Raw genomic sequence first — 21,935 nt, forward strand, 5'->3', positions numbered from 1 at the left:
GTAGCGGCACCGGAGGCGGCGCGCTCTATCGATTCGGGCGCAATGTCCAGACGACGGTCATCCGGGTGGTCTCCCGCGCCTGCGCGTCGCTGATCGTGACCGCCACGGCGAACTCCGGACGCGTCCCAGCGTCGAGCTCGGCGAGCACGTCGGCGGCGGGGCGCTCGAGCACGGCCACCGCCGTGAGCGGGCCGCGCGCGACGCGGAGGTACTCGATGTCGCTGCGGACGGGCAGCGGCGTGGCCCGCTCCATGGCCGGGGCGAACGCGGCGAGCGTGACCGCCCCGGACGCGGTCTCGCCCAGACCGAAGATCATCGCCGCGTGCGGGCCGCCGACGTGGTTGCGCAGCTCGGCGGCGTCGGGCAGGTGCGCCACCACCCGCTGGGGCGTGACCTCCCCGAACTCCACACCGACGGTGCCCACCCACGGCACGGTCGTGCCCATCGTCGCGCCGACCCAGCTCGTGTCCGTCGTCACGACCGAAGCCTACTGGCGAGTAGCACCGGCGGGAAGCGGTCCCGGGAACGCCAGCAAGGTGGCGATACTGCCACTGGACGGCAGCAAGGCCACCTTGCTGGCAATTCGCGCGGGGCAGTGTCCGGGTCAGCCCCAGACGTCCTGCGCCACGTCGACGATCAGCCGCAGCTTCGCCACCTGCTCGTTGTAGCTGAGGCTGTTGCCCTCCACCGTGGAGGAGAACCCGCATTGCGGGGACAGGCACAGCTGGTCGAGCGGCACGTACTTCGCGGCCTCGTCGATCCGTCGCTTGAGCACGTCCGGGTCCTCGAGCTCACCGCGCTTGGTCGTGACGAGCCCGAGCACCACCTGCTTGCCGGGCCGCACGAACCGCAGCGGCGCGAACCCGCCGGAGCGCTCGTCGTCGAACTCGCAGAAGAACCCGTCGACGTCGAGCTCGCCGAAGAGCGCCTCGGCCACGAAGTCGTACCCGCCCTCCGCGACCCAGGACGAGCGGAAGTTGCCGCGGCACATGTGGGTGGTGATCCGCATGCCCTCCGGCCGGTTCGCGACCGCCGCGTTGATCTGCTTGATGTAGCGCAGGTGCTGGGCGTCGGCGTCGTCGCCGCGGGCGGCGAGCTCGGCGCGCTGGGCCGGGTCGTTGAGGTACGCCAGGCTGGTGTCGTCGAGCTGCAGGTAGCGGCACCCGAGGTCGCCCATGGCACGGATCTGGTCGGCGTAGGCCGCCGAGAGATCGGTCCAGAACTCCTCGACGTCCGGGTAGACCTCCGGATCGATCGCGGCCCGCCCGCCCCGGTAGTGGACCATGCTGGGCGACGGGATCGTCAGCTTCGGCACGGCCGATCTGGTCTCCCCGGCAAGGAACCGGAAGTGGTCGGCGAAGATCGGCTGCTCCAGCCGCACCTTCCCGTCCACCGCCATCCCCGACGGGGTGAACTCGATCTCCTCGGTGGCGTTGTGGAACTTCACGGCGAGGTTCGAGCTCGTCCGGCTGATCCCGCCGAGCTGGTAGATGAAGTCCATGTGCCACGACGAGCGGCGGAACTCGCCGTCGGTGGCCGACTGCAGCCCGATCTCCTCCTGCATCGCGACGACGTCGCGGATGGCCTCGTCCTCGGCCGCCCGCAGCCCGTCGGCGTCGAGGTCGCCGGCGGCGAACCGCTCCCTCGCCGCGAGGAGCGCCGGTGGGCGGAGCAGGCTCCCGACGTGGTCGGCCGGGAACGGGGGTTCGGTGCGTCCATGCATGGTCGGCAACCTATCCGCGCATCGGCCGCCCGTGCGAGGTGTTCCGCGGGGCGGAAGCCGGCCCATCCCACGATCATGGGCAACCCGGCGGGAGACGGGTACAACGACAGCGACCCACACCTTCGACATCGGACGGGGACGGCATGGACGACGACGAACTGCACCGGCGGATCGACGAGCTGGTCGCGGAGGAGCACCGCCTGGAACGCAGCCATGTCGGGCAGGCGCTGTCGGACGAGGAGAAGCAGCGTCTGGACCGGCTCGGCGTGCAGCTGGACCGCTACTGGGACCTGCTGCGCCAGCGTGACGCGCGGCGCCGGGCCGGCCTCGACCCCGACAGCGCGCAGGAACGGCCGGCCGATGTCGTGGAGGGCTACCGCCAGTAGGCCACGAGCGTTGGGACACCATCGGACCGTGAACGTCACCCCCGTCAGCCCGAACCGGCTCGCCGATGAGGTGGCCGAGCTCGTCGCCGCCCGCCCAGGGCGCGTGCGCCTCGCGCTCGACGGGCCACCGCCGACCCGACCTGCCGCGCTGGCGGCATCGGTGGCGACGCACCTGCGCGCGCTCGGCAGGGCCGTGGTCGTGGTGTCCGCATTCGACTTCCTGCGGCCGGCCTCGGTGCGTCTGGAGTACGGCCACACCGACCCCGACGAGTTCCTCGACGGGTGGCTGGACGTCGGCGGGCTGATCCGGGAGGTGCTCGACCCGGCGGGCCCGGGCGGGTCGGGGCGGGTGCTGCCACGACTGTGGGACGCCGCGGCCGACCGCGCCTACCGCGACGGGTACGCGGCGCTGCCCGAGGACGGGGTCGTGGTGCTCGCCGGTGCACTGCTGCTCGGCCGGGGGCTGCCGCTCGACCTCGCCGTGCACCTGCGGATGAGCGGGCCGGCACTGGCCAGGAGGACCCCGGTGGAGGAGCAGTGGACACTGCCCGCCTACGCCCGCTACGAGACCGAGCGAGACCCGGCGGGAGAGGCCGACCTGCTGGTGCTCGCCGATCACCCGGAGCGACCGGCGGTGCGCCGGTGAGGGGCGCCGAAAAGATCACCGGGCCGGAACCGGCCGCCACCGGTATCGTCGTTCCTTGAAGATCATGAGAGGAGATCGGCAATGGATCCATGACGGGCGACGACCTGCGGCATCCTTGACGGGCGACGACTTACGGCGCGCTGGACCGGAGGGAACCCACCCGACGCAACCATTGGAAGGGGGGTCCGGGGGGCGAAGCCCCTCCGGGCGGGGTCTGGGGGTTGCACCCCCAGACGAAATCCCGAACGACTGGGTGAGCGTGCTCCGCGAGCACGCTGACCCGGAGTGAGGGTGGGCGAGGAGGGAGTTGAACCCTCACGTCCTTACGGACACACGGACCTGAACCGTGCGCGTCTGCCATTCCGCCACTCGCCCTGGCAGGAAGAAAGCTAGCACGGGGGTGGAGCCACGCTGATCGGGGGGTCTCATCACCCGCCGGTCGGGGGGCGACGGCGCCGCGGCTAGCACAGATACGATCGGTACTGCCAGCAACACGCCGATGCGAACGGAGGAAGATCGGTTGGGCCGCGTCGACAGGTTTGAACGCCGTCTCCAGGGACTGGTGGGCGACGCCTTCGCGCGGGTCTTCGGCGGCAGCGTCGTTCCCCAGGAAGTCGTGCAGGCGCTGCTGCGGGAAGCCGAGGACCACATCGAGGAGCTCGCCGGGGGGCGCCTGCTGGCGCCCAACCGGTTCACCGTGCTGCTCAGCCCCTCCGATCACGATCGCATGGGCGGCGACCGCGCGGAGATCGTCAACTCGCTCTCCGGCTCTGTCGCCGAGCAACTCGCCGACCAGGGATGGGACGCCTACGGCGAGGTCGTAGTCTTTCTGGAGCGCTCCGATGCGCTGCACACGGGACAGTTCCGCACCCGCTCGTCCGTGGACCCCGACGCTTCCCGCCGGGACGCCATCCGAGCACGCGACGCAGGAGAAGCACCCATGAGCCAGCAACCGGGCCACCCCGAGGAGAACGGGCAGTACGGATACGACCGTGGTGCCCCCGGCGGATACGGGCAGCAGACGTACGCCCCGCCCGCCTACGACCAGCGTCAGGGGGGGTACGACCAGGGCGAGCCCGGACCCCAGCAGGGTTACGGCCAGCAGGGCGGCGGCTACCCGCAGCAGGGCGGCGGCTACGGCGGCCAGCAGCAGGGCGGCGGCTACGACCAGGGTTACGGCCAGCAGGGCGGCGGCTACCCGCAGCAGGGCGGCGGCTACGACCAGGGCTACGGCCAGCAGGGCGGCGGCTACCCCCAGCAGGGCGGCTACCCGCAGCAGGGCGGCGGCTACGACCAGGGCTACGGGCAGCAGGGCCATGCACAGCCCGGTGGCGGGTACGGCCAGCAGGGCTACGCGCCTGGCTACGACCAGGGCTACCAGCAGGGCGGGTACGGCCAGCAGCAGTACGACCAGGGCTACGACGCCGGCTACGAGCAGCAGGGCTACGGCCAGCAGGCCGGCTGGAACCAGCCGGGCGGCTACGGGCAGCAGGGGCTGTCGGCCTCGCTCAGCCTGGACGACGGCTCGGGTCGCACCTTCGACCTCACCCAGGGCAGCCACGTCATCGGCCGGGGCCAGGACTCGTCGTTCCGCCTTCCGGACACCGGCGTGTCGCGCCGCCACCTGGAGATCAGCTGGGATGGTCAGACCGCAACGCTGACCGACCTCGGGTCCACCAACGGCACCACGGTCAACGGCAACCCGGTGCAGACCTGGCAGCTGGGCGACGGCGACGTCATCCGGGTCGGGCACTCGAGCCTCGTCTTCCGCACCCAGTAGCCCGCGCCGCAGGAACGGGGACGACGATATCGGAGAGAACGGAGTGCGCCGCGAGTGCCGGAGTTGGTGCTGCAGCTGACCAGGGCGGGATTCCTCGCCCTCCTCTGGCTGTTCGTGCTGGTCGCGCTCCGGGTGGTGCGCTCCGACCTGTACGCCGCGTCCGGTCTCCGGGCGCTCGTTCCCGGCGGGCGCGCCACCACCCGCACGAAGCGGGGGCGTACGGCCCGCCAGCTGATCGTCACCCAGGGCGCGCTGGCGGGAACCCGCTTGTCGCTGGACTCCCGGCCGATCCTGATCGGCCGGGCCGACGACTCGACGCTGGTGCTCGATGACGACTACGCCTCCACCCGGCACGCGCGGATCGCGCAGCAGGGCGACGAGTGGTACGTCGAGGACCTCGGGTCGACCAACGGCACCTACCTTGATCGGGCTAAGGTCACCGGACCCACCCGGGTTCCCCTGGGAGTCCCTGTCCGCATCGGCAAGACGGTGATCGAGCTCCGGTCATGAGTGACCGACACCCCGACCCGTCGCCCAGGCCTGGTCACGCCGATCGACCGACCGGAGTGCCGCGATGACGCTCGTGCTGCGCTACTCCGCCCGCAGCGACCGCGGGCTCGTCCGGCAGAACAACCAGGACGCCGTGTACGCCGGGCCGCGCCTGCTCGCACTCGCCGACGGCATGGGCGGGCACGCGGCGGGCGAGGTCGCGTCCTCGCTGGTGATCGCCGCGCTCGCCCCGCTCGACGAGGACGATCCGGGCGACGACCTGCTGGCGGAGCTGCGGGACGCCACGGTGCAGGGCAACGCCGCGATCACCCAGCACGTCGCCGATGCCCCCGATCTGGAGGGCATGGGCACCACGCTCACGGCCATCCTGTTCGCGGGTTCGCGGCTGGGGCTGGTGCACATCGGCGACTCCCGGGCCTACCAGCTCCGGGACGGCATCTTCACGCAGATCACCAAGGACGACACGTTCGTCCAGTCGCTGATCGACGAGGGCCGGATCACCGAGGAGGAGGCCCACACCCACCCGCAGCGATCGCTGCTGCTGCGCGCGATCACGGGGCAGGACGTCGACCCGTCGCTGACCATTCGTGAGGCGCGCGCGGGCGACCGCTACCTGCTCTGCTCGGACGGCCTGTCCGGCGTGGTGAGCGACGAGACGCTGGCCGACACGCTGCGCAGCTACCACGACCCGCGCGAGTGCGCCGACCGCATGATCGAGCTCGCGCTGCGCGGCGGCGGCCCGGACAACATCACCTGCATCGTCGCGGACGTCGTCGACATCGAGTTCGGCGAGGACGCCCCGATCATGGGCGGCTCCGTGGGCGACGGCAGCGAGGACGGCCCGCCGCCCGACTCGGCCGCCGCGCGCGCCTCGGCCACCACGCTCACCCGCACCGCCCCGCAGCGGATCGTGTCCGCGCCGGCCACCGCCACCGCGCGGCGGCGCCCACGGTGGCGGCTCGCGCTCGGGGTGGTCGCCGTCGTGGCGGTGCTCGTCGCGGGCGGGTTCCTGGCCCGCATGTGGGTGATGCAGCAGTACTACGTCGGCGCCGACGCCGAGCAGGTCGTGATCTTCCAGGGCGTCCGCGGCGACGTGCTGGGCCTGCCCCTGCAGCGGGTGGCCGAGCGGTCCGACATCGCCCTGTCCGACCTGCCGGAGACCGAGCGCAGCCAGGTGCGCGACGGCATCCTCACCAACGGCGGCCTCGAGGGCGCCCGCGGCGTGATCGAGCGGCTGCGCGACCGGATGCTCGAGCCCTGCCCCGACCCGGTCCAGCAGCAGCCGCAGACGCCTGCCGACCCGGTCCTGCCGCCGGGGATCGCCGATCCCAACCTGCTGCCGCCGGTCGACACCACGCCGCTCCCGACGCCCGCCCCCGTACCGGGCACGACCTGCAGGTCGGTGAGCTGATGACGGCCGCCGACCAGCGGTCCGGCCAGCCGCCCACGCCGGCGCCCCTGCCCACCGGGCGGGGCATCGAGCTCGTGCTGCTCGCGTTCGCCACGGTGATCGTCACCGGCGCGCTCGTGCTGGTCGAGGCCAACCAGGAGCAGGAGCTCACGCGGGCGCTGCTGTTCGTCGGGCTCGCCTACCTCGCCCTGTTCACCGGGGCGCACTTCGCGGTCCGCAAGTTCGCCCCGTACGCCGACCCGCTGATCCTGCCCTGCGTGGCGCTGCTCAACGGGCTGGGTCTGGTGATGATCCACCGGCTGGACCTCGCCGAGGCCGACCGCGCGGCGCTGCTCGGCCAGGAGGCGCCCACCGCGCTGCTGTCCCGGCAGGTCGCCTGGACGGCCATCGGGCTCGCGCTGTTCGTCGCGGTGCTGTGGATCGTGCGCGACCACCGGACGATCGCCCGCTACGCCTACACCGCGGGGTTCGCGGGGATCGTGCTGCTGGCGCTGCCCGGGCTGCTGCCGTCGTCGATCTCCGAGGTCAACGGCGCGAAGCTGTGGATCCGGGTCGGCCCGGTGGGTATCCAGCCCGGCGAGTTCGCCAAGATCCTGCTGATCGTGTTCTTCGCGGCGTTCCTCGTGCAGAAGCGCGATCTGTTCACCACGGCGGGCCGCCGCTTCCTCGGGATGGAGCTGCCGCGGGCCCGCGACCTCGCCCCGCTGCTCGTCGCGTGGGGCCTCTCGGTCGGTGTGCTCGTGCTGGAGCGCGACCTCGGCACGTCGCTGCTGTTCTTCGGCATCGTGCTGGTGCTGCTCTACGGCGCCACCGAGCGGGTGTCGTGGATGGTCATCGGGCTGACGTTCTTCATGGTCGGCTGCCTGATCGCCTACCAGCTGTTCAGCCACGTCCGGGTGCGGGTGCAGGTCTGGCTGGACCCGTTCGCCGACTTCGACGGCACCGGCTACCAGATCGGGCAGGCGCTGTTCGGGCTGGGCACCGGCGGTGTCGGTGGCACTGGGCTGGGGGCGGGACGGCCCGACCTGGTCCCGTTCGCCGAGAGCGACTTCATGCTGTCCTCGCTCGGTGAGGAGCTGGGGCTGATCGGCCTGGCCGCGATCCTCATCGTCTACCTCGTCCTCATCACGCGCGGGCTGCGCAGCGCGCTCGCGGTGCGCGACAGTTTCGGCAAGCTGCTGGCCACCGGCCTCGCATTCACGCTCGCGCTGCAGATCTTCATCGTCATCGGTGGGGCGTCGAAGCTGATCCCGCTCACCGGGCTCACCCTGCCGTTCCTGTCCTACGGCGGCTCGTCGCTGGTGGCCAACTACGCGCTCGTCGCGCTCCTGCTGCGGATCTCGAACGCGGCACGCGCCCCGCTCCCCCGTCGCCCGGCCACGCCGCTGCCCCCGATCGCGGAGGCCGGCACCGAGCTCGTGGAGCGCCCGCGGTGAACACCCCGGTCCGCCGCATCGCGATCGCGGTGATGGCGATGATCCTGCTGCTGATGGCCAACCTCACCTACGTGCAGGTCGTCAAGGCCGACGACTACCGCGACGATCCCCGCAACCAGCGCGTGCTCCTCGCGGAGTACTCGCGCAAGCGCGGCCAAATCAGCGCCGAGGGGCAGGTGCTGGCGGGCAGCGTCGAGACCGACGACCGGCTGCGCTACCAGCGCCAGTACCCCGAGGGGCCGCTGTTCGCCCCGATCACGGGCTACTACTCGGTGATCTACGGCTCCAGCGGGATCGAGCGGGCCGCCGACGCGGTGCTGAACGGCAGCGACGACCGCCTGTTCGGTCGCAGGCTGTCGGACCTCATCACCGGCCGCGATCCCAGCGGCGGCAACGTGGTGACGACCATCGATCCCGACGTCCAGCGGATCGCCTACGAGCAGCTGGAGAGCCGGGGCTACAGCGGCGCGGTCGTGGCGCTGCGCCCGCAGACCGGCGAGATCCTGGCCATGGCCTCGACGCCGTCCTACGACCCGAACCCGCTCGCGAGCCACAGCGCGGAGGAGCAGACGGCCGCGTGGGAGGAGTACACGTCGGCCGAGCCGCCGGTGCTGACCAACCGCGCCATCGACGAGATCTACCCGCCCGGCTCCACCTTCAAGCTGGTCATCACCGCCGCGGCGCTCGCGAGCGGGCGGTACACGCCGGACAGCCAGCTCACGGCCGCGCCGGAGATCGTCCTGCAGAACACCAGTACGCCGCTCGAGAACTTCAACGGCAACGCCTGCGGCACCTCGGCGACGGCGAGCCTGCGCGAAGCCCTGCAGCGCTCCTGCAACACGGCTTTCGCGCAGCTCGGGGCCGAGCTGGGCGAGCAGGCCATCCGGGAGCAGGCCGAGAACTTCGGCATCGGCACCGCGGACCTGTCGATCCCGATGCCGGTGGCCGACTCCACGATCGGCGAGATCGAGGACACCGCGGCGCTGCAGCAGTCCAGCATCGGCCAGCGGGACGTCGCGCTCACCCCACTGCAGAACGCCATGATCGTGGCCGCGATCGCCAACGACGGGCAGCTGATGGCGCCGTATCTGGTCAAGGAGATCCAGAGCCAGGAGCTGGACCCGATCGAGACGACCGAGCCGGACCGGCTCGGCCCCGCGATCGACGCGGGCGTCGCGCGCACGCTGACCGAGATGATGGTCAACAACGAGAACTCCTACTCCGGCAGCGGCAAGATCACCGGAGTGCAGATCGCGGCCAAGACCGGCACCGCGGAGCACGGGGTGAACCCCAAGGAGAACGCACCGCACGTCTGGTACGCCGCGTTCGCGCCCGCCGACGACCCGCAGGTCGCGGTCGCGGTGCTCGTCGAGTCGGGTGGGGACCGGAGCAACCTGGCGGCCACGGGTGGCCAGGTGGCCGCTCCGATCGGCCGCGCGGTGATCCGCGAGGCACTGGGGCAGCAGTCGTGACCGAGCTTGCGAGGTCACCATTCAACACAGCAATGTCGTTCACTCTGCCGACGAGCGCCAGCGAGGAGGGGGCGTGACCGAGCTTGCGAGGGCACCATTCAGCGCAGCAACGCCGTTCACGTCGCCGACGAGCGCCAGCGAGGAGGCGTGATGAACGTTCTCGCCGCCGGGCAGAAGATCGCCGACCGCTACCAGCTGGAGCGGCGGATCGCCGTGGGCGGGATGGGTGAGGTCTGGGAGGCCTCGGACACCCGGCTGGGTCGCAGCGTCGCCGTCAAGGTCCTGCGCCCCGAGCTGTCGGACGACCCGGAGTTCCTCCACCGGTTCCGCATCGAGGCGCGCACGGTCGCGTCGCTGGACCACTCCGGGATCGCCGCGGTCCACGACTACGGCGAGGACGACGGCCCGGCCCCCGGGCAGCACACCGCGTACCTGGTGATGGAGCTGGTCCGCGGCGAGCCGCTGTCCACGCTCATCGGGCGTGGCCCGATCGACCCCGACGAGACGCTGCGGCTGCTCGAGGAGGCCGGCTGGGCACTGCAGGCGGCCCACGAGCGCGGGTTCGTGCACCGCGACGTGAAGCCGGGCAACATCCTCGTCCGCACCGACGGACTGGTGAAGCTCACCGACTTCGGAATCGCCAAGGCCGCCGACGCCGTGCCGGTCACGCGGTCTGGCATGGTGATGGGCACTGCCCACTACATCGCGCCGGAACAGGCGAGCGGTGCCGAGGCGGGCCCGGCGGGCGACGTCTACTCGCTCGGTATCGTCGGCTACGAGTGCCTCGCGGGGCACCGGCCCTTCCGTGCCGAGAGCGCCGTGGCGGTGGCGATGATGCAGGTGCGCGAGGAGCCGCCGCCGCTGCCCGCCGGCGTGCCGCAGGCCGCCCGCGAGCTCATCGACGCGGTGCTCGTCAAGGATCCCGGCCGGCGCTACGCCACGGGCGGCGAGTTCGCCCTCGCGGTCGCCGCCGTACGGCGCGGCGAGCCGCTGCCTGCGCCCGCGTCGGTCACCGGCGTCACCGCCGCCGTCCCGCTGCGGTCCACGGCCACCCCGTCCCGCGGCCGCAGTCGGGTTCCGCTGGGCACGCCGCCGCCAGCGGCCGCGCCGGCCCCCCATGAGTTCGGCGACACGCCCGAGCCGACACCGCCGCCGCGGCGCCGGTCGTCGGGCCATCCGCCGGTCGCGCCCGCTCCCCGTTCGGAGCCGCTGCGGCTGCAGCCCACCGCCGGAATGGGCCGCAGCCTGTTGCTCGTGCTGTTCGTGCTACTCACCGTGGCCGCCGTGGTGGTCGGGGTCTTCGTGTTCCGCGGACTCGGAGAGGGCGGCGCACAGCAGCCGGATGCGACCCCGAGCAGCGCGCCAGCGGGTACGGTGGCGGGCTGGAAGGGCGTCCTGGCCCGACCGGCGGCGCCCGGCGGGGGGCCGGGCCCGGTACTCCATGCCGGGGTCGCCCGGTGAACCCGTCCAGCCGACGGTCCGGCGCCGGGGCGGCCGACAGGCCACCCCGACGGGCGACGTGACCGGCATGATGTCCAGATCACCCATGACCCCCAGGAACTGGCAGCGATGACCACCCCCCGACTGTTGTCCGAGCGCTATGAACTGGGCGAGGTGCTCGGTTACGGCGGCATGTCCGAGGTGCATCGCGGGCTCGACACGCGCCTGGGCCGCGACGTCGCCATCAAGGTGCTCCGGGCCGACCTCGCCCGCGACCCGCAGTTCCAGATGCGCTTCCGCCGCGAGGCCCAGAACGCCGCGGCCCTCAACCACCCCGCGATCGTCGCCGTGTACGACACCGGCGAGGTGCAGAGCGAGTTCGGCCCGCTGCCCTACATCGTCATGGAGTACGTGGACGGGCAGACGCTGCGCGAGATCGTCAAGACCACCGGACCGATGACCCAGCAGAAGGTCATCGAGGTGATGGCCGATGTCTGCGCAGCGCTCGACTTCAGCCACCGGCACAACATCATCCATCGTGACGTCAAGCCGGCCAACGTCATGATCAACCGTTCGGGCGCTGTGAAGGTGATGGACTTCGGCATCGCCCGGGCGCTCGGCGAGGGCCAGAACGTCACGCAGACGGCCGCGGTCATCGGCACGGCGCAGTACCTGTCGCCGGAGCAGGCGCGCGGCGAGGCCGTCGACGCCCGCAGCGATGTCTACGCGGCGGGCTGCGTGCTGTTCGAGCTGCTCACCGGGGAACCCCCGTTCACCGGCGACACCCCCGTCGCGGTGGCCTACCAGCACGTGCGGGAGGACCCACGGCGCCCGTCGGAGGTCAACCCGAGCGTGCCGGCCACGCTCGACGCCGTCGTGCTCAAGGCGTTGAGCAAGAACCCGGTCAACCGCTACCAGTCGGCCGCCGAGATGCGGTCGGACCTCGTGCGGGTGCGCAGCGGGCAGAACCCGATGGCCCCGCTGGTGATGAGCGAGGACGAGCGCACCGCGATGCTCGCGCCGCCGCGGAGCACCGGCCCCACCCGCCGGCTCAACGGCTCCCGGCACACCGCCGCCGCGCCCGTCCCGGACTACGACTACTACGACGACGAGCCCCCGCGCAACAGCACCGGTAAGACGATCGGGATCGCCGCGGCGGTGCTGATCGCGCTCGGGCTCGTCGGGTTCGTCGCGTTCCAGCTGCTCCGCGGTTCACCGCCACCGGCGATGGTGGCCGTACCCAACGTCGTCGGGCAGTCGGAGACGGACGCCCGCAACCAGATCATCGCGGCTGATCTGGTGGTGCGCGAGGTCCGGCCCGTCGAGTCGGAGGTCGGCGAGGTCGGCCAGGTCCTGTCCACCGAGCCCCCCGTGGGGCAGTCGGTGCAGGAGGGTTCCGCGGTCGCACTCCTGGTCGGCGAGGGTCCCGCCACCGCCGCCGTCCCACCGCTCGAAGGCAGGACCGTGGAGGAAGCGGGCCGGCTGCTCCAGGAACGCGGGCTGACCCTCGGCGAGCAGACGACCCGGGAGACGTCCGACTCCGACATGGTGGGGCGCGTCCTCGAGTCCACGCCGCGGGCCGGCGAGGAGGTCGAGGGCGGGAGCGCCGTCGCCGTGGTCGTCGGCACCGAACCCACCACCGTCGCAGTACCCGACGTGTCCGGCCTCGACCAGAACGCCGCCCAGCAGCGGCTCGGCCAGGCCGGGTTCACGGTCCAGGTGCAGCAGGTCAGCGGCCCCGGCGAGGAGGGCGCCGTCGTCGGTACGAACCCGGTGGCGGGCACCCAGGTGCAGCGGGGCTCCCAGGTGACGCTGCAGGTCTCCAGCGGCGACCAGATCGAGATCCCCGACGTGATCGGTCTGGAGCCACAGGACGCCGTCGAGGAGCTCCAGGAGGCGGGCTTCCAGCGCGTCGGCCGGGAGAGCCGGCCGACCACCAACGAGTCGGAGGACAACCGGGTGATCGGCCTGTCCACCGGCGATGCCACCACGGCGTCGCCCGACGAGCAGATCATCGTGTACTTCGGGCGCTACCCCGGCGGGATCTTCGACAACTAGCGCGACACCCGCGCCGACCCACGGGGACACTGAAGCCATGCGCGTGCTCGTCATCGACAACTACGACAGCTTCGTCTACAACCTGGTGCAGTACCTCGCCCAGCTCGGCGCCGACCCGGTGGTGCGCCGCAACGACGAGGTCGACCTCGACGAGCTGGCCGAGGTCGACGGGGTGCTGGTGAGCCCCGGGCCGGGCACGCCGGAGCGGGCGGGCGCGAGCATCGAGGTGATCCGCCGCAGCGCCGACCGGGAGCTGCCGCTGCTCGGGGTCTGCCTGGGGCACCAGGCGATCGGCGTGGCCTGGGGCGGGGTGGTCGAGCGCGCCCCGGAGCTGCTGCACGGCAAGACGTCGCTGGTGCACCACCGAGGCGACGGGCTGCTCACCGGCCTGCCCGACCCGTTCGTCGCCACCCGGTACCACTCCCTGACGATCCGCCCGGACACGCTGCCCGACGCCCTGGAGGTGACCGGGCAGACCGACAGCGGCGTGATCATGGCCATCCGGCACCGGGAGCTGCCGGTGGTCGGTGTCCAGTTCCACCCGGAGTCCGTGCTCACCGAGGGCGGGCACCGGCTGCTCGCGAACTGGATGGCGAGCGCGGGGCACCCGGTCCCGGAGCCCACCGTCGCGGCCCTCGGCGCCGAGGCGGCGGCGGTGAGCGCCGGCGTCTGAGTTCCGATCGCGGGGACGCACGCTACCGTGGAGGCAAGCACCCCGAACGTCACGCGAGGTCACGCATGCCGAAGTCCAAGGTCCGGAAGAAGGCGGTCTACACGCCGCCGCCGAACGAGCGGAACACCACGCCGGTCAAGGTCGCGGGTCCGACGCATCCGGTGTACATCGCCGTGATGCTGGGCCTGATGCTCGCCGGGCTGGTCTGGCTCGTCGTCAACTACCTCGCCGGACCGTCCATCCCGTTCATGGACCAGCTCGGCCCGTGGAACTTCGCCATCGGCTTCTCACTCGTGGTGATCGGCTTGTTGATGACCATGCGGTGGCGCTGATCAGCGGAAAGACACCCCTGTAAGCCGTCCCCAGTGTGGACAGCACCTGTGGACAAGTTACGTTGAGTGATCAAATCGGGGGCGCCCGCGAGTGGAGCCCCGCTGTCGGACTGGTGGTCTGCGCCTGGCTCATCGCCGCGGGCGCGGCCGCGTGGTGCGCCGCGCTGTGGGCGGCCGGGGCCGATCCGGCGGGGCGGTTGCTCGCCGGCGTGGGCGCAGTCGGGTTCGCAGTGGCCGCCCTGTTCGGCACGCGCGCACGTCCCCGGCTGCGCGCCGACGCCGATGGGATCACCGTCGGCGGTCTGTTCGGTGCCCGGCACCACCCGTGGCCGCTCGTCCAGGACGTGCGCGTGCTTCGGGTCCGCCGCTTCGGCCGGGAGACCTCACTCCTGGAGGTCGACACCGTCACACCGGCCGGAGGCGAGCGGCTCCTGGTCTTCGGCAGGCTCGACCTCGCCGAGGACCCGGAGGACGTGGTGCCGCAGCTGCTCGCCGTGCGCCCCTGATCCCCGTCCGGCCTTGTCGGCCAGCCCCGTTCGGCGCAGTGCCCCTCACGGATGGTGTCCACGGATCGCCCGCACGAGCGTCGTCAGCGGCGCCCACATCTGCCTACCATCGGGAACAGGCGACGAAAGGAGTCTGGATGGTAGAGACGAAACCGATGCGGGGCACCGACGGCTGCACCTCCGGTTGCGGCTGCGGAACCCCCGCTTGACCCATCCCGACGAGTCCGCGGGGCCACCCTGACGAGGGTGGCCCCGCCGTCGTTCGCGCCGGCTACAGCAGCACGGCTCCAACGATCACGAGCAGCATCAGCAGCGCGAGCGCACCCAACGCGCCGGCCTGCACGGCCGTGCGGTTGCGGGGTGGCGCGTAGACGAGCGCTGCGGTGGCGGCCGCGCCGACCACGAGACCGCCGAGGTGGCCGATCAGCGAGATCCCGGGGATGACCACACTGATCACGACGTTCACCACGATCAGCCCGATCACCTGACCGGCGGGCACCCGCATCCGGCGCAGGACGACGGCCAGCCCACCCATCAGGCCGAACACCGCCCCGGACGCGCCGGCCACCATCTGGTTGGGCGCGTAGAACAGCATCACCGCGGCGGCCCCGCCGAGCAGTGCCACCAGGTAGACGGCCAGGAACCGGCCGCGGCCGAGCACCGTCTCCATGTCCCGGCCGAGCACCCACAACGCCATCATGTTGAACAGCAGGTGGATCGGCCCGATGTGCAGGAAGCCGGACGTCAGCACCCGCCACCACTCGCCCGCCGCCACGAGCCCGGGCACCAGGGCCCACTCGCGGAACAGCGGTGCCGCGACGTTGCCGTTCAGGCTGCCCGCCTGCGCCACCGTCCACACGAAGATTGCGGTGTTGAGGACGATCAGCGCGGGCACCACGATCGGCTTGCCACCGAGCTCCGCGCCCGCCACCGTGGTGCCGCGGCGGACACCGCTGCGCCCTTGCGCCACGCAGTCGACGCACTGGTAGCCCACGGAGGCCTCCCGCAGGCACTCCGGACAGGCGGGACGACCGCACCGGGTGCAGCTCAGCCCCGTGGCGCGGTCCGGATGCCGGACGCACACCGCGGACGGTCCGGTGGGCTGCCCACCGGGGTACGGGGGCGGAGTGGGCGGCCCGGCGGGGTAGCTCACGACCGAGTCAGTTCGCGATCTCGATGTGCTGGATCACCACGTCGTTCAGCGGCCGGTCGGACCGGTCGGTGGCGGTGGTGGCGATGGCGTCCACGACGGCGCGCGACTCGGCGTCGGCGACCTCACCGAAGATCGTGTGGCGGCGGTTGAGGTGCGGGGTGGGGCCGACGGTGATGAAGAACTGCGAGCCGTTGGTGCCGGGCCCGGCGTTCGCCATCGCGAGCAGGTAGGGCCGGTCGAACCGCAGGTCCGGATGGAACTCGTCGGCGAACTGGTAGCCGGGCCCACCGCGGCCGGTGCCCGTGGGGTCGCCACCCTGGATCATGAAGCCGCTGATCACACGGTGGAAGATCGAGCCGTCGTAGAACGGGCCGGAGTCGCCACCGCCGGCGTTCGGCTGTGAGTAGCTCTTCCCGCCCGTCGAGAGCCCGACGAAGTTCTCCACCGTCTTCGGCGCGTGATCGGGCAACAGGGTGATCCGGATGTCGCCCTGGTTGGTCCGCAGCGTCGCGGTGTTCTTCGCGTTGCCTGGTTCTGTCACCACCCCATGGTGCCAGCCGGGCGCCGAGCCGTCAGCGCTGCACCTCGTCGAGGACCTCCGACAGGAAGTCGGTGACCGCCCGCTCGTACGCCGCCGGGTCGGCGTTCCACGCTCCGGTGTGCTCGACCCCGGGCACCTCCAGGTAGCGCATCGGCCAGTCCAGGCCGGGCGCCGCTGCGACGAGCGCCCGGCTGGGCCCCACCGGAACCGCGGTGTCGGCGTCGGTGTGCACGACGAAGGTGGGCGGCCGCACGGTCGGCGGGTGCAGGCGCAGGTCGAACTGGTCGAAGTCGATGCCGATCCGCCTGCTGGTGACCGCGGTGGCCAGCGGCGTCAGCCCCGGTGGCAACCTCCGGTTGCGGGCCTGTTGGCGCAGCGTGGCGCGCCAGTCCACGAGCGGCGCGTCCCACACGACCGCGGCCACGTCCGACGCATCGGCGGAGCGGTCCAGGAAGGCACCGGTTATCGCGCCGCCCATCGACCACCCGAAGAGGACCACACGCCGCGCCCCGTGCCGCCTGGCGTACCGGACGGCGGCCTCGACGTCGGCCCACTCGGTGTCGCCCAGGTGGTAGTAGCCGTCCGGGCTCGGCGGCGCGCCCTCGTCGTTGCGATAGCTCGTGATGAGCACGGGGTACCCGCGCTCGTGCAGGGCGGGCAGGATGCGCAGCGCCTCGCGGCGGGAGCCACCCCGGCCGTGCACGGTGACCACCCACGTGTCGCCTTCCGCCGGGACGAACCAGGCGGGGCAGGGGCCGAGCGGGGTCGGCACGTCGACGTCGTCGAAGGCCAGCCCGCGGGCGGCTGGGTCGGGGTCGAACGGGCCGGTGTCGAGCACGGCGCGGGCCCGGGCGGGCGGCACCGGCCCGGCGAGCAGCGAGCGCACCACCTCCCGGCGGCGCAGCGTCAGCACCGGGCCCAGCACCGCCAGTCGCTCCGCACCGGCGGCGTCGACCCACCGGAGCCCCCACACGCCGGGCTGCACGGTGAGCCGGCTGGTCGCGAGCATCACGGTGGTGTCATCGGCCCCGAGCACCCGCTCCGGGTACACGGGACGCTGCGAGGTGTCCAGGAGGACTGACGAGTAGAACCATCCGAGCCCGATCGCGCCGGCGCCGATTCCGGCCCCGAGCCCGGCCCCCACACGACCCAGAAGCGCCATTCCCGAAATGATGCCCGGCTTCGCATCGCGAATCCGCACCGGCCCGGCACGTCAAGCACCGGCAGGTCACCCGGGTTGGTGAAAGGGTCTGTCACCTGCGTATACGGCGCCACTGGAACGGGTGAACCGCTGGTTCTCGACGGGGAACGACACAACTCGGACCGCACGGGTTCGTTGATCCCGGCAGATCAACGTCGCAACTGGACGGCAGCCAGTACCGAAAGGATTCACCTTCATGAGCAGCCTCGCCCGGCGCAGCATCCGTACGACCGCAGCCGCTGCGGGAATCGCCGCGCTCGGTGTCGGCTTCGCCGGTCACGCCCTCGCCGCGCCCGAGGCGCCCGCGGTCCCCTCGACCGACGGCCTCGGCCAGGCACCGGCCCTGCCGCACGCGGATGCCGTTGGGGGCGTGATCAGCTCCGTGCCTGCCGCGCCGTCGGACCGCCTTGCGGATCTGCCGGACCTCTTCTCGTTCCAGGCCCCGAACGTCTCGGCCGCAGCCCCTGAGGCCGCGCTGCTGCCCCAGGTTCCGGAGGCCGAACTCCCGGAGGCACCGGAGGTGCCCAGCACGGCGGAGCTGACCGACGGTGCGGTCCAGTTCGAAGGCAGCATGGGCCAGGTGAACGGACCGACCACGGACCCGCGGTCCTTCACCGAGACCAACCACGTCGGGCCGATGCAGACTATTGACACCGCGCTGATGGTCGCCGACCTGGCACAGCGGGCGATGGCCGGCGAGACCGTGACCGAGGGCAACCACATCGACTGACGCTCGCAGACGCGACGGGGGGCCCGTGCCGCGGCGAACCCACCGGGGTTGTCGCGGCACGGGCCGCTCGTTCGCACTGGCTGCCTCTTACCTGCCGTGTCATCGACGCAGTGACCTGCGCGCGCGAGAGTTGATCCTGTCGAAGTCAACGGACCGCACGACGCCTGGAGGCCCCCGATGACCGCTCTGCCTCTCTCCATCGCCCGCATCGCCGCCGTCCGCGACGGCGGTCGCCTGCTCCGCATCGCGCTGTGGCTCGACGCCGCGGGATCCGGCGCCCTCGGTGTCCTCGGGGTGGCCGCGGCGCCGCTGCTGGCCGACCTCCTGGGCCCGACGACCGCGGCCCTGCGGGGCACCGGCGCGTTCCTCGTGGCCTACGCGCTCGGGCTGGTCTTCCTCGCGACGCGGGCGACGGTTCCCCGCCCGGGGGCCTGGTCGGTGGTGGTCCTCAACGCGGCCTGGGTGCTGGGCAGCGTGGGTGCGGCCGTCGCGGGCCGCGAGGAGCTCACCGTGCTCGGCACCGCCGTCGTGCTCGCCCAGGCCGCGGCTGTGGCCTTCTTCGCCGACCTGCAGTGGCTGGGCCTCCGCCGGGCCCGCTGACGCCGGATCCCCACGACGAGCGGGACGGCCGCCGGATAGATTCCGGTGGCCGTCACCGTTCGTGTGATTGGAGCTCTGGTGCCCACTCACGCCGACCTCGTCCTGCGGCACGCCACGCCCGAGGACGCAAGCGGCATCGCCCTGGTGCACGTCCGGTCCTGGCGCGCCGCCTATGCCGGGCTCGTCCCCGACGAGATGCTGGCCGGCCTGTCCGTCGACGCCAGGGCGCAGATGTGGACCCGGCTGATCGCCGACCCGGCACAGCCGATCCTGGTGCTCGCGGCACCCGACGTCGTCGGGTTCGCGGCATTCGGAGCGAACCGCGAAGATCCAGCCACCGGCGAGCTGTACGCGATCTACCTCGACCCCGGGTGGTGGGGCCGCGGCGCGGGCCGCCTGCTCCACGACGCCGTGGTGGAGTGGCTGGACGACCGCTACGCCCGGTCCACACTGTGGGTGCTGCGGACGAATGCCCGGGCCGTCCGCTTCTACCGTGCCGCCGGCTGGTTCCCGGACGGCACCGAGAAGGTCGAGGAGGGCCCGGGCGGCGCCGTGCTGGAGGAGAACCGCCTCGCCCGGACGAGCACACGTCGGCCACCCTGTCGCGATGCGTCCACGCCAGGGTGAGGTGCTCCACTTCTCCGAAGACCCGACGGTCGAGAGCTTCGTGCCGCACGTCGCGGCGACCGCGCGTCAGGGAACGGCGTACGTGTGGGCGGTCGACGCCGCCCGGGCGCCGGCCTACTGGTTCCCGCGGCAGTGTCCGAGGGTGGCGGCCTGGGTCACCCCCACCTCGAGGGACCGGGACGTCGAAGGCATCCTGGGTCCCGGTGGCGGCGACCGCGTGCACGCGACCGAATACCGGTGGCTCGAACGCATGCGCACCGTGGAACTGTTCGCCTACCGGTTCCCCGCCCATGCCTTCGAGCCCATGGGAGAGCCGGAGCCGCACGCCCATGTGACGACCCGCGCCGTGCGCCCGCTCGGTCCGCCCGAACCCGTCGGTGACCTCTTCGCACTCCACGCGGCTGCCGGGATCGCCCTGCGGATCCTGCCCGACCTCCGTGAATTCTGGGCGGCCGTGCACACGAGCACGCTCGGGTTCAGCGGTATCCGGCTGCGGAACGCCGTACCGCCGATTCCCGGCTGAGCTTCCGCATTCCGGGCGGCTTCCCGAGCGGCCCCGCGAAAAGGAAGAGCCGGGACCGCGAACTGCGATCCCGGCACGTCCTCCCGCGTGATCCGGATTCCTTCTCAGCCCTGCCCGCCGCCGGAGGTGGCCGTGGTCGAGCAGGTCACGGGCGCGCCGGTGGCCGTGGCCGGCGCGTTGCCGATACCCAGGATCCCGAGCACGTTGCCGATGCCGACCGCGGCGACGACCTCCGGGCAGAGGTTCACCCCGTTCAGCACATTGAGGTCGTTGATGTTGACCAGGCCTTCCTGGGGGCCGTCCGGGCCGGGGTCGATGACCTGTTCCACCGTCGCCTTGCCGGCCGGGTGCTCGCTACCGGCCCCGGCATAGGCGAGGGGACTGACCGCGAGCAAGCCTGCGGCGATCGCGGTGGCGACAATTCCTGCCTTTTTCCACACGGTCGACTCCAATGGGTGAACATGGCCCGGGAGGGGGCCGATCGGGTGCCAGCAGGTCGACTGGGTCGTACTGGCAGGACGGAAAGCTAACTCCGCCCCACACGCTCCACGACCCGAGTACCACCATCGTGTAGCAGCCATTGCCCAGAGCAAAGATCTGGTGTTTGGCCCTGGGACGGGGAGGGCAGGAACGGTCTTTCCGATCGCGTTCCGCCACTGTCCGTACTCGATTTCCGGCACCAGCCCGGGACGCGCTGCCAGAAGATCACTGTGCGTGACGCGGCGCCGGGGCGCCGGAAGGTGCGCACTCGACCGGCACGCACCTTCGGGAGCCCCTTCCTGGTCCCCCGACCGTGGTCCATCGCCGACCGGCCCCGTCCGGGGCGCACGCCGCCGACCGACGGCCGGCACCCTCGCAGTGATCTCTCGGAGCTCTCCCGCGCGTGATCAACCTTCGGGCGTCGGGGCATCCAGGAAATGGAGCACCACGTCCAGGACCAATGCGGTCCGGGCGAGCCCGAAGAAATGCGTCGTTCCCGGAAGCACTGCCAGCTGTGAGGACGGGACGCCGGTGAAATCACCGTTGACGTCGCCACCGCGCAACTGCAGGAACCTGACCGCATGTTCGAGCTTGACCGCGTCGCAGTCGCCGACCGTGATCAGGGTCGGAGCGGCGATTCCCTCGATGTCGGCGTCGGACCAGCCGGTGAACCCCTTGTCGAACGTTCCGAGCTTGTCGAGCAGATCCTGCAGCTTGTCGGGGTGCGGCGACTTGGCGCGGTACTCCTGTTCCATCGGCGTGCCCGCGATCATCTCGACGGTCAGCTCGCCCACCGCCTCGCTGTTCTCGTGGCGGTCCCCGTCGGGGTGGAACGAGGCGGACGACACGATCAGCTTGCGGACCAGTTCCGGGTGGTTGACGGCCAGGTCGAGGGCCGTCGCGCCGCCCACGCTGAACCCGAAGACGTCGGCCTGCGCGACGTCCAGGTGCTGGAGCAGGCCGACGACGTCGGAGGCCAGGTCGGCGCTCCGGAGCGGCCGGTCGATGTCGTTGGTGCGCCCGTGACCCTGGAAATCGGCGGCGATCACCTGGCGGGTCGCGGCGAGCCCGGGGATCAGCTCACCGAACTGCAGGTCGATGTTGAACAGCCCACCATGCAGCAGGAGCAGGGGCGTTCCGCCCGAGCCGTGGATCTCGTAGTACATCTGCAGGCCGTTCACCGGGGCGTAACCGGTCTGCGGCGGGTTCTCCGTCGTAGGCACGACGGGAGTCTTCACGTCACCCGATCACCGGTCAACGGCGTTCGCGTCGAACGCTACCGGGCCGGCCATCGGCAGGCGATCTCGCGGCTGCGCGACATGCTTCAACCGGTCGAAAGAGTGGAGACGAGGGGAATCGAACCCCTAACCCCCGCCTTGCAAACGTACGGGTAGACAGTGGACAAACCGGCTACCGCAGCTCTACGTGTCCGCCGCGCTGCCTGGCTAGGCTCAGATGCGCGCTGACGCCGGAGCTTCGGTGACAGATCCGGTGACACGTCGTAGTCCACGGTGGACGTACCTGACGTCATGCTCTGTGGCCGACGTGGTCAGGTCTCCGTCAGGTGCATCGCGCGCCCGGTGGTCGACTGTGCCTCGAGGGGTGAGACGACCGGGACCCAACTACCCCGCGGGCTCGGCTTCCGCCGGCGGCTGGTCGTCGTTTGGGTGCTGGGCGGACTCATCGCTGCCGGGGCCGGCGTCGTTC

23 protein-coding genes and 1 tRNA gene are annotated in these 21,935 nt (G+C 71.8%); 16 read left to right on the forward strand and 8 right to left on the reverse strand.

Features of this window, described 5'->3' with window-relative positions; genetic code table 11:
- Positions 1 to 25: 25 nt before the first annotated feature.
- The gene (locus KME75_RS17355) at positions 26 to 478 is read right to left on the reverse strand and encodes a DUF4442 domain-containing protein (RefSeq protein WP_308282851.1); all 453 of its coding nucleotides are present in this window, start codon (positions 476 to 478) and stop codon (positions 26 to 28) included.
- A gap of 126 nt (positions 479 to 604) precedes the next feature.
- Positions 605 to 1,723, reverse strand: coding sequence for a 5-methyltetrahydropteroyltriglutamate--homocysteine S-methyltransferase (locus tag KME75_RS17360; RefSeq protein WP_219415876.1), 1,119 nt, complete (start codon positions 1,721 to 1,723; stop codon positions 605 to 607).
- Positions 1,724 to 1,866: 143 nt separating this feature from the next.
- Between KME75_RS17360 and KME75_RS17365 the strand changes: the two genes are divergently transcribed.
- Both KME75_RS17365 and KME75_RS17370 read left to right on the forward strand, forming a co-directional pair.
- Complete coding sequence (locus KME75_RS17365) at positions 1,867 to 2,109, forward strand: DUF2630 family protein (protein ID WP_219415877.1); 243 nt, start codon at positions 1,867 to 1,869, stop codon at positions 2,107 to 2,109.
- A 28-nt stretch (positions 2,110 to 2,137) separates the two neighbouring features.
- Positions 2,138 to 2,755: a nucleoside/nucleotide kinase family protein gene (locus KME75_RS17370; protein ID WP_219415878.1), complete on the forward strand. Its 618-nt coding sequence runs from the start codon at positions 2,138 to 2,140 to the stop codon at positions 2,753 to 2,755.
- Positions 2,756 to 3,047: 292 nt separating this feature from the next.
- Here KME75_RS17370 and KME75_RS17375 read toward each other — a convergent pair.
- Positions 3,048 to 3,130, reverse strand: a tRNA-Leu gene (locus KME75_RS17375).
- 145 nt (positions 3,131 to 3,275) lie between these two features.
- Between KME75_RS17375 and KME75_RS17380 the strand changes: the two genes are divergently transcribed.
- The 10 genes from KME75_RS17380 (at position 3,276) to KME75_RS17425 (ending at position 14,373) form a co-directional block, all read left to right on the forward strand.
- The gene (locus KME75_RS17380) at positions 3,276 to 4,535 is read left to right on the forward strand and encodes an FHA domain-containing protein (RefSeq protein WP_281424570.1); all 1,260 of its coding nucleotides are present in this window, start codon (positions 3,276 to 3,278) and stop codon (positions 4,533 to 4,535) included.
- Between the two features lie 54 nt (positions 4,536 to 4,589).
- Positions 4,590 to 5,045, forward strand: a complete 456-nt coding sequence (locus KME75_RS17385; RefSeq protein ID WP_219415880.1) for an FHA domain-containing protein FhaB/FipA — start codon at positions 4,590 to 4,592, stop codon at positions 5,043 to 5,045.
- Positions 5,046 to 5,109: 64 nt separating this feature from the next.
- A complete protein-coding gene (locus tag KME75_RS17390) occupies positions 5,110 to 6,456 on the forward strand; it encodes a PP2C family protein-serine/threonine phosphatase (protein WP_219415881.1) in 1,347 nt (448 codons plus the stop codon).
- A complete protein-coding gene (locus KME75_RS17395) occupies positions 6,456 to 7,892 on the forward strand; it encodes an FtsW/RodA/SpoVE family cell cycle protein (RefSeq protein ID WP_219415882.1) in 1,437 nt (478 codons plus the stop codon). Before KME75_RS17390 ends, KME75_RS17395 begins: the two co-directional genes overlap by 1 nt.
- Positions 7,889 to 9,364: a peptidoglycan D,D-transpeptidase FtsI family protein gene (locus KME75_RS17400; RefSeq protein ID WP_219415883.1), complete on the forward strand. Its 1,476-nt coding sequence runs from the start codon at positions 7,889 to 7,891 to the stop codon at positions 9,362 to 9,364. The genes KME75_RS17395 and KME75_RS17400 overlap by 4 nt, the downstream gene beginning before the upstream one ends.
- Positions 9,365 to 9,514: 150 nt before the next feature.
- Entirely contained in the window at positions 9,515 to 10,825 is a 1,311-nt protein-coding gene (locus KME75_RS17405; protein ID WP_219415884.1) for a serine/threonine-protein kinase, read from the forward strand.
- Positions 10,826 to 10,933: 108 nt separating this feature from the next.
- On the forward strand, positions 10,934 to 12,862 hold the full coding sequence (gene pknB, locus KME75_RS17410; protein WP_219415885.1) for a Stk1 family PASTA domain-containing Ser/Thr kinase: 1,929 nt from the start codon (positions 10,934 to 10,936) through the stop codon (positions 12,860 to 12,862).
- A gap of 37 nt (positions 12,863 to 12,899) precedes the next feature.
- A complete protein-coding gene (locus KME75_RS17415; protein WP_219415886.1) occupies positions 12,900 to 13,535 on the forward strand; it encodes an aminodeoxychorismate/anthranilate synthase component II in 636 nt (211 codons plus the stop codon).
- A 65-nt stretch (positions 13,536 to 13,600) separates the two neighbouring features.
- On the forward strand, positions 13,601 to 13,867 hold the full coding sequence (crgA, locus tag KME75_RS17420; RefSeq protein WP_219415887.1) for a cell division protein CrgA: 267 nt from the start codon (positions 13,601 to 13,603) through the stop codon (positions 13,865 to 13,867).
- Between the two features lie 62 nt (positions 13,868 to 13,929).
- Entirely contained in the window at positions 13,930 to 14,373 is a 444-nt protein-coding gene (locus KME75_RS17425) for a PH domain-containing protein (protein WP_219415888.1), read from the forward strand.
- Positions 14,374 to 14,644: 271 nt separating this feature from the next.
- On the opposite strand, the gene KME75_RS17430 is transcribed toward KME75_RS17425, so the two are convergent.
- The 3 genes from KME75_RS17430 to KME75_RS17440 all read right to left on the reverse strand — a co-directional run bounded on the left by KME75_RS17430 (position 14,645) and on the right by KME75_RS17440 (position 17,229).
- Positions 14,645 to 15,367 carry a rhomboid family intramembrane serine protease gene (locus KME75_RS17430; RefSeq protein ID WP_308282852.1) on the reverse strand — a complete coding sequence of 241 codons (723 nt, stop codon included), beginning with the start codon at positions 15,365 to 15,367 and terminating at the stop codon, positions 14,645 to 14,647.
- Between the two features lie 166 nt (positions 15,368 to 15,533).
- Positions 15,534 to 16,067: a peptidylprolyl isomerase gene (locus KME75_RS17435; RefSeq protein WP_219415890.1), complete on the reverse strand. Its 534-nt coding sequence runs from the start codon at positions 16,065 to 16,067 to the stop codon at positions 15,534 to 15,536.
- Between the two features lie 31 nt (positions 16,068 to 16,098).
- A complete protein-coding gene (locus KME75_RS17440) occupies positions 16,099 to 17,229 on the reverse strand; it encodes an alpha/beta hydrolase family protein (protein ID WP_219415891.1) in 1,131 nt (376 codons plus the stop codon).
- A gap of 235 nt (positions 17,230 to 17,464) precedes the next feature.
- Between KME75_RS17440 and KME75_RS17445 the strand changes: the two genes are divergently transcribed.
- The 4 genes from KME75_RS17445 to KME75_RS17460 all read left to right on the forward strand — a co-directional run bounded on the left by KME75_RS17445 (position 17,465) and on the right by KME75_RS17460 (position 19,748).
- A complete protein-coding gene (locus KME75_RS17445; protein WP_219415892.1) occupies positions 17,465 to 17,998 on the forward strand; it encodes a hypothetical protein in 534 nt (177 codons plus the stop codon).
- 177 nt (positions 17,999 to 18,175) lie between these two features.
- Complete coding sequence (locus KME75_RS17450; protein WP_219415893.1) at positions 18,176 to 18,598, forward strand: hypothetical protein; 423 nt, start codon at positions 18,176 to 18,178, stop codon at positions 18,596 to 18,598.
- Positions 18,599 to 18,676: 78 nt separating this feature from the next.
- Complete coding sequence (locus KME75_RS17455) at positions 18,677 to 19,225, forward strand: GNAT family N-acetyltransferase (RefSeq protein WP_219415894.1); 549 nt, start codon at positions 18,677 to 18,679, stop codon at positions 19,223 to 19,225.
- Entirely contained in the window at positions 19,206 to 19,748 is a 543-nt protein-coding gene (locus tag KME75_RS17460) for a DUF6886 family protein (protein WP_219415895.1), read from the forward strand. Before KME75_RS17455 ends, KME75_RS17460 begins: the two co-directional genes overlap by 20 nt.
- Before the next feature lie 104 nt (positions 19,749 to 19,852).
- Here the strand turns inward: KME75_RS17460 and KME75_RS17465 are convergent, their stop codons facing one another.
- On the reverse strand, positions 19,853 to 20,200 hold the full coding sequence (locus tag KME75_RS17465) for a hypothetical protein (protein ID WP_219415896.1): 348 nt from the start codon (positions 20,198 to 20,200) through the stop codon (positions 19,853 to 19,855).
- A gap of 435 nt (positions 20,201 to 20,635) precedes the next feature.
- Positions 20,636 to 21,451 carry an alpha/beta fold hydrolase gene (locus KME75_RS17470; RefSeq protein ID WP_219415897.1) on the reverse strand — a complete coding sequence of 272 codons (816 nt, stop codon included), beginning with the start codon at positions 21,449 to 21,451 and terminating at the stop codon, positions 20,636 to 20,638.
- Positions 21,452 to 21,935: the final 484 nt, after the last annotated feature.

The organism is Pseudonocardia nigra, from assembly GCF_019396355.1.
GTDB classification, from domain to species: domain Bacteria; phylum Actinomycetota; class Actinomycetes; order Mycobacteriales; family Pseudonocardiaceae; genus Pseudonocardia; species Pseudonocardia nigra.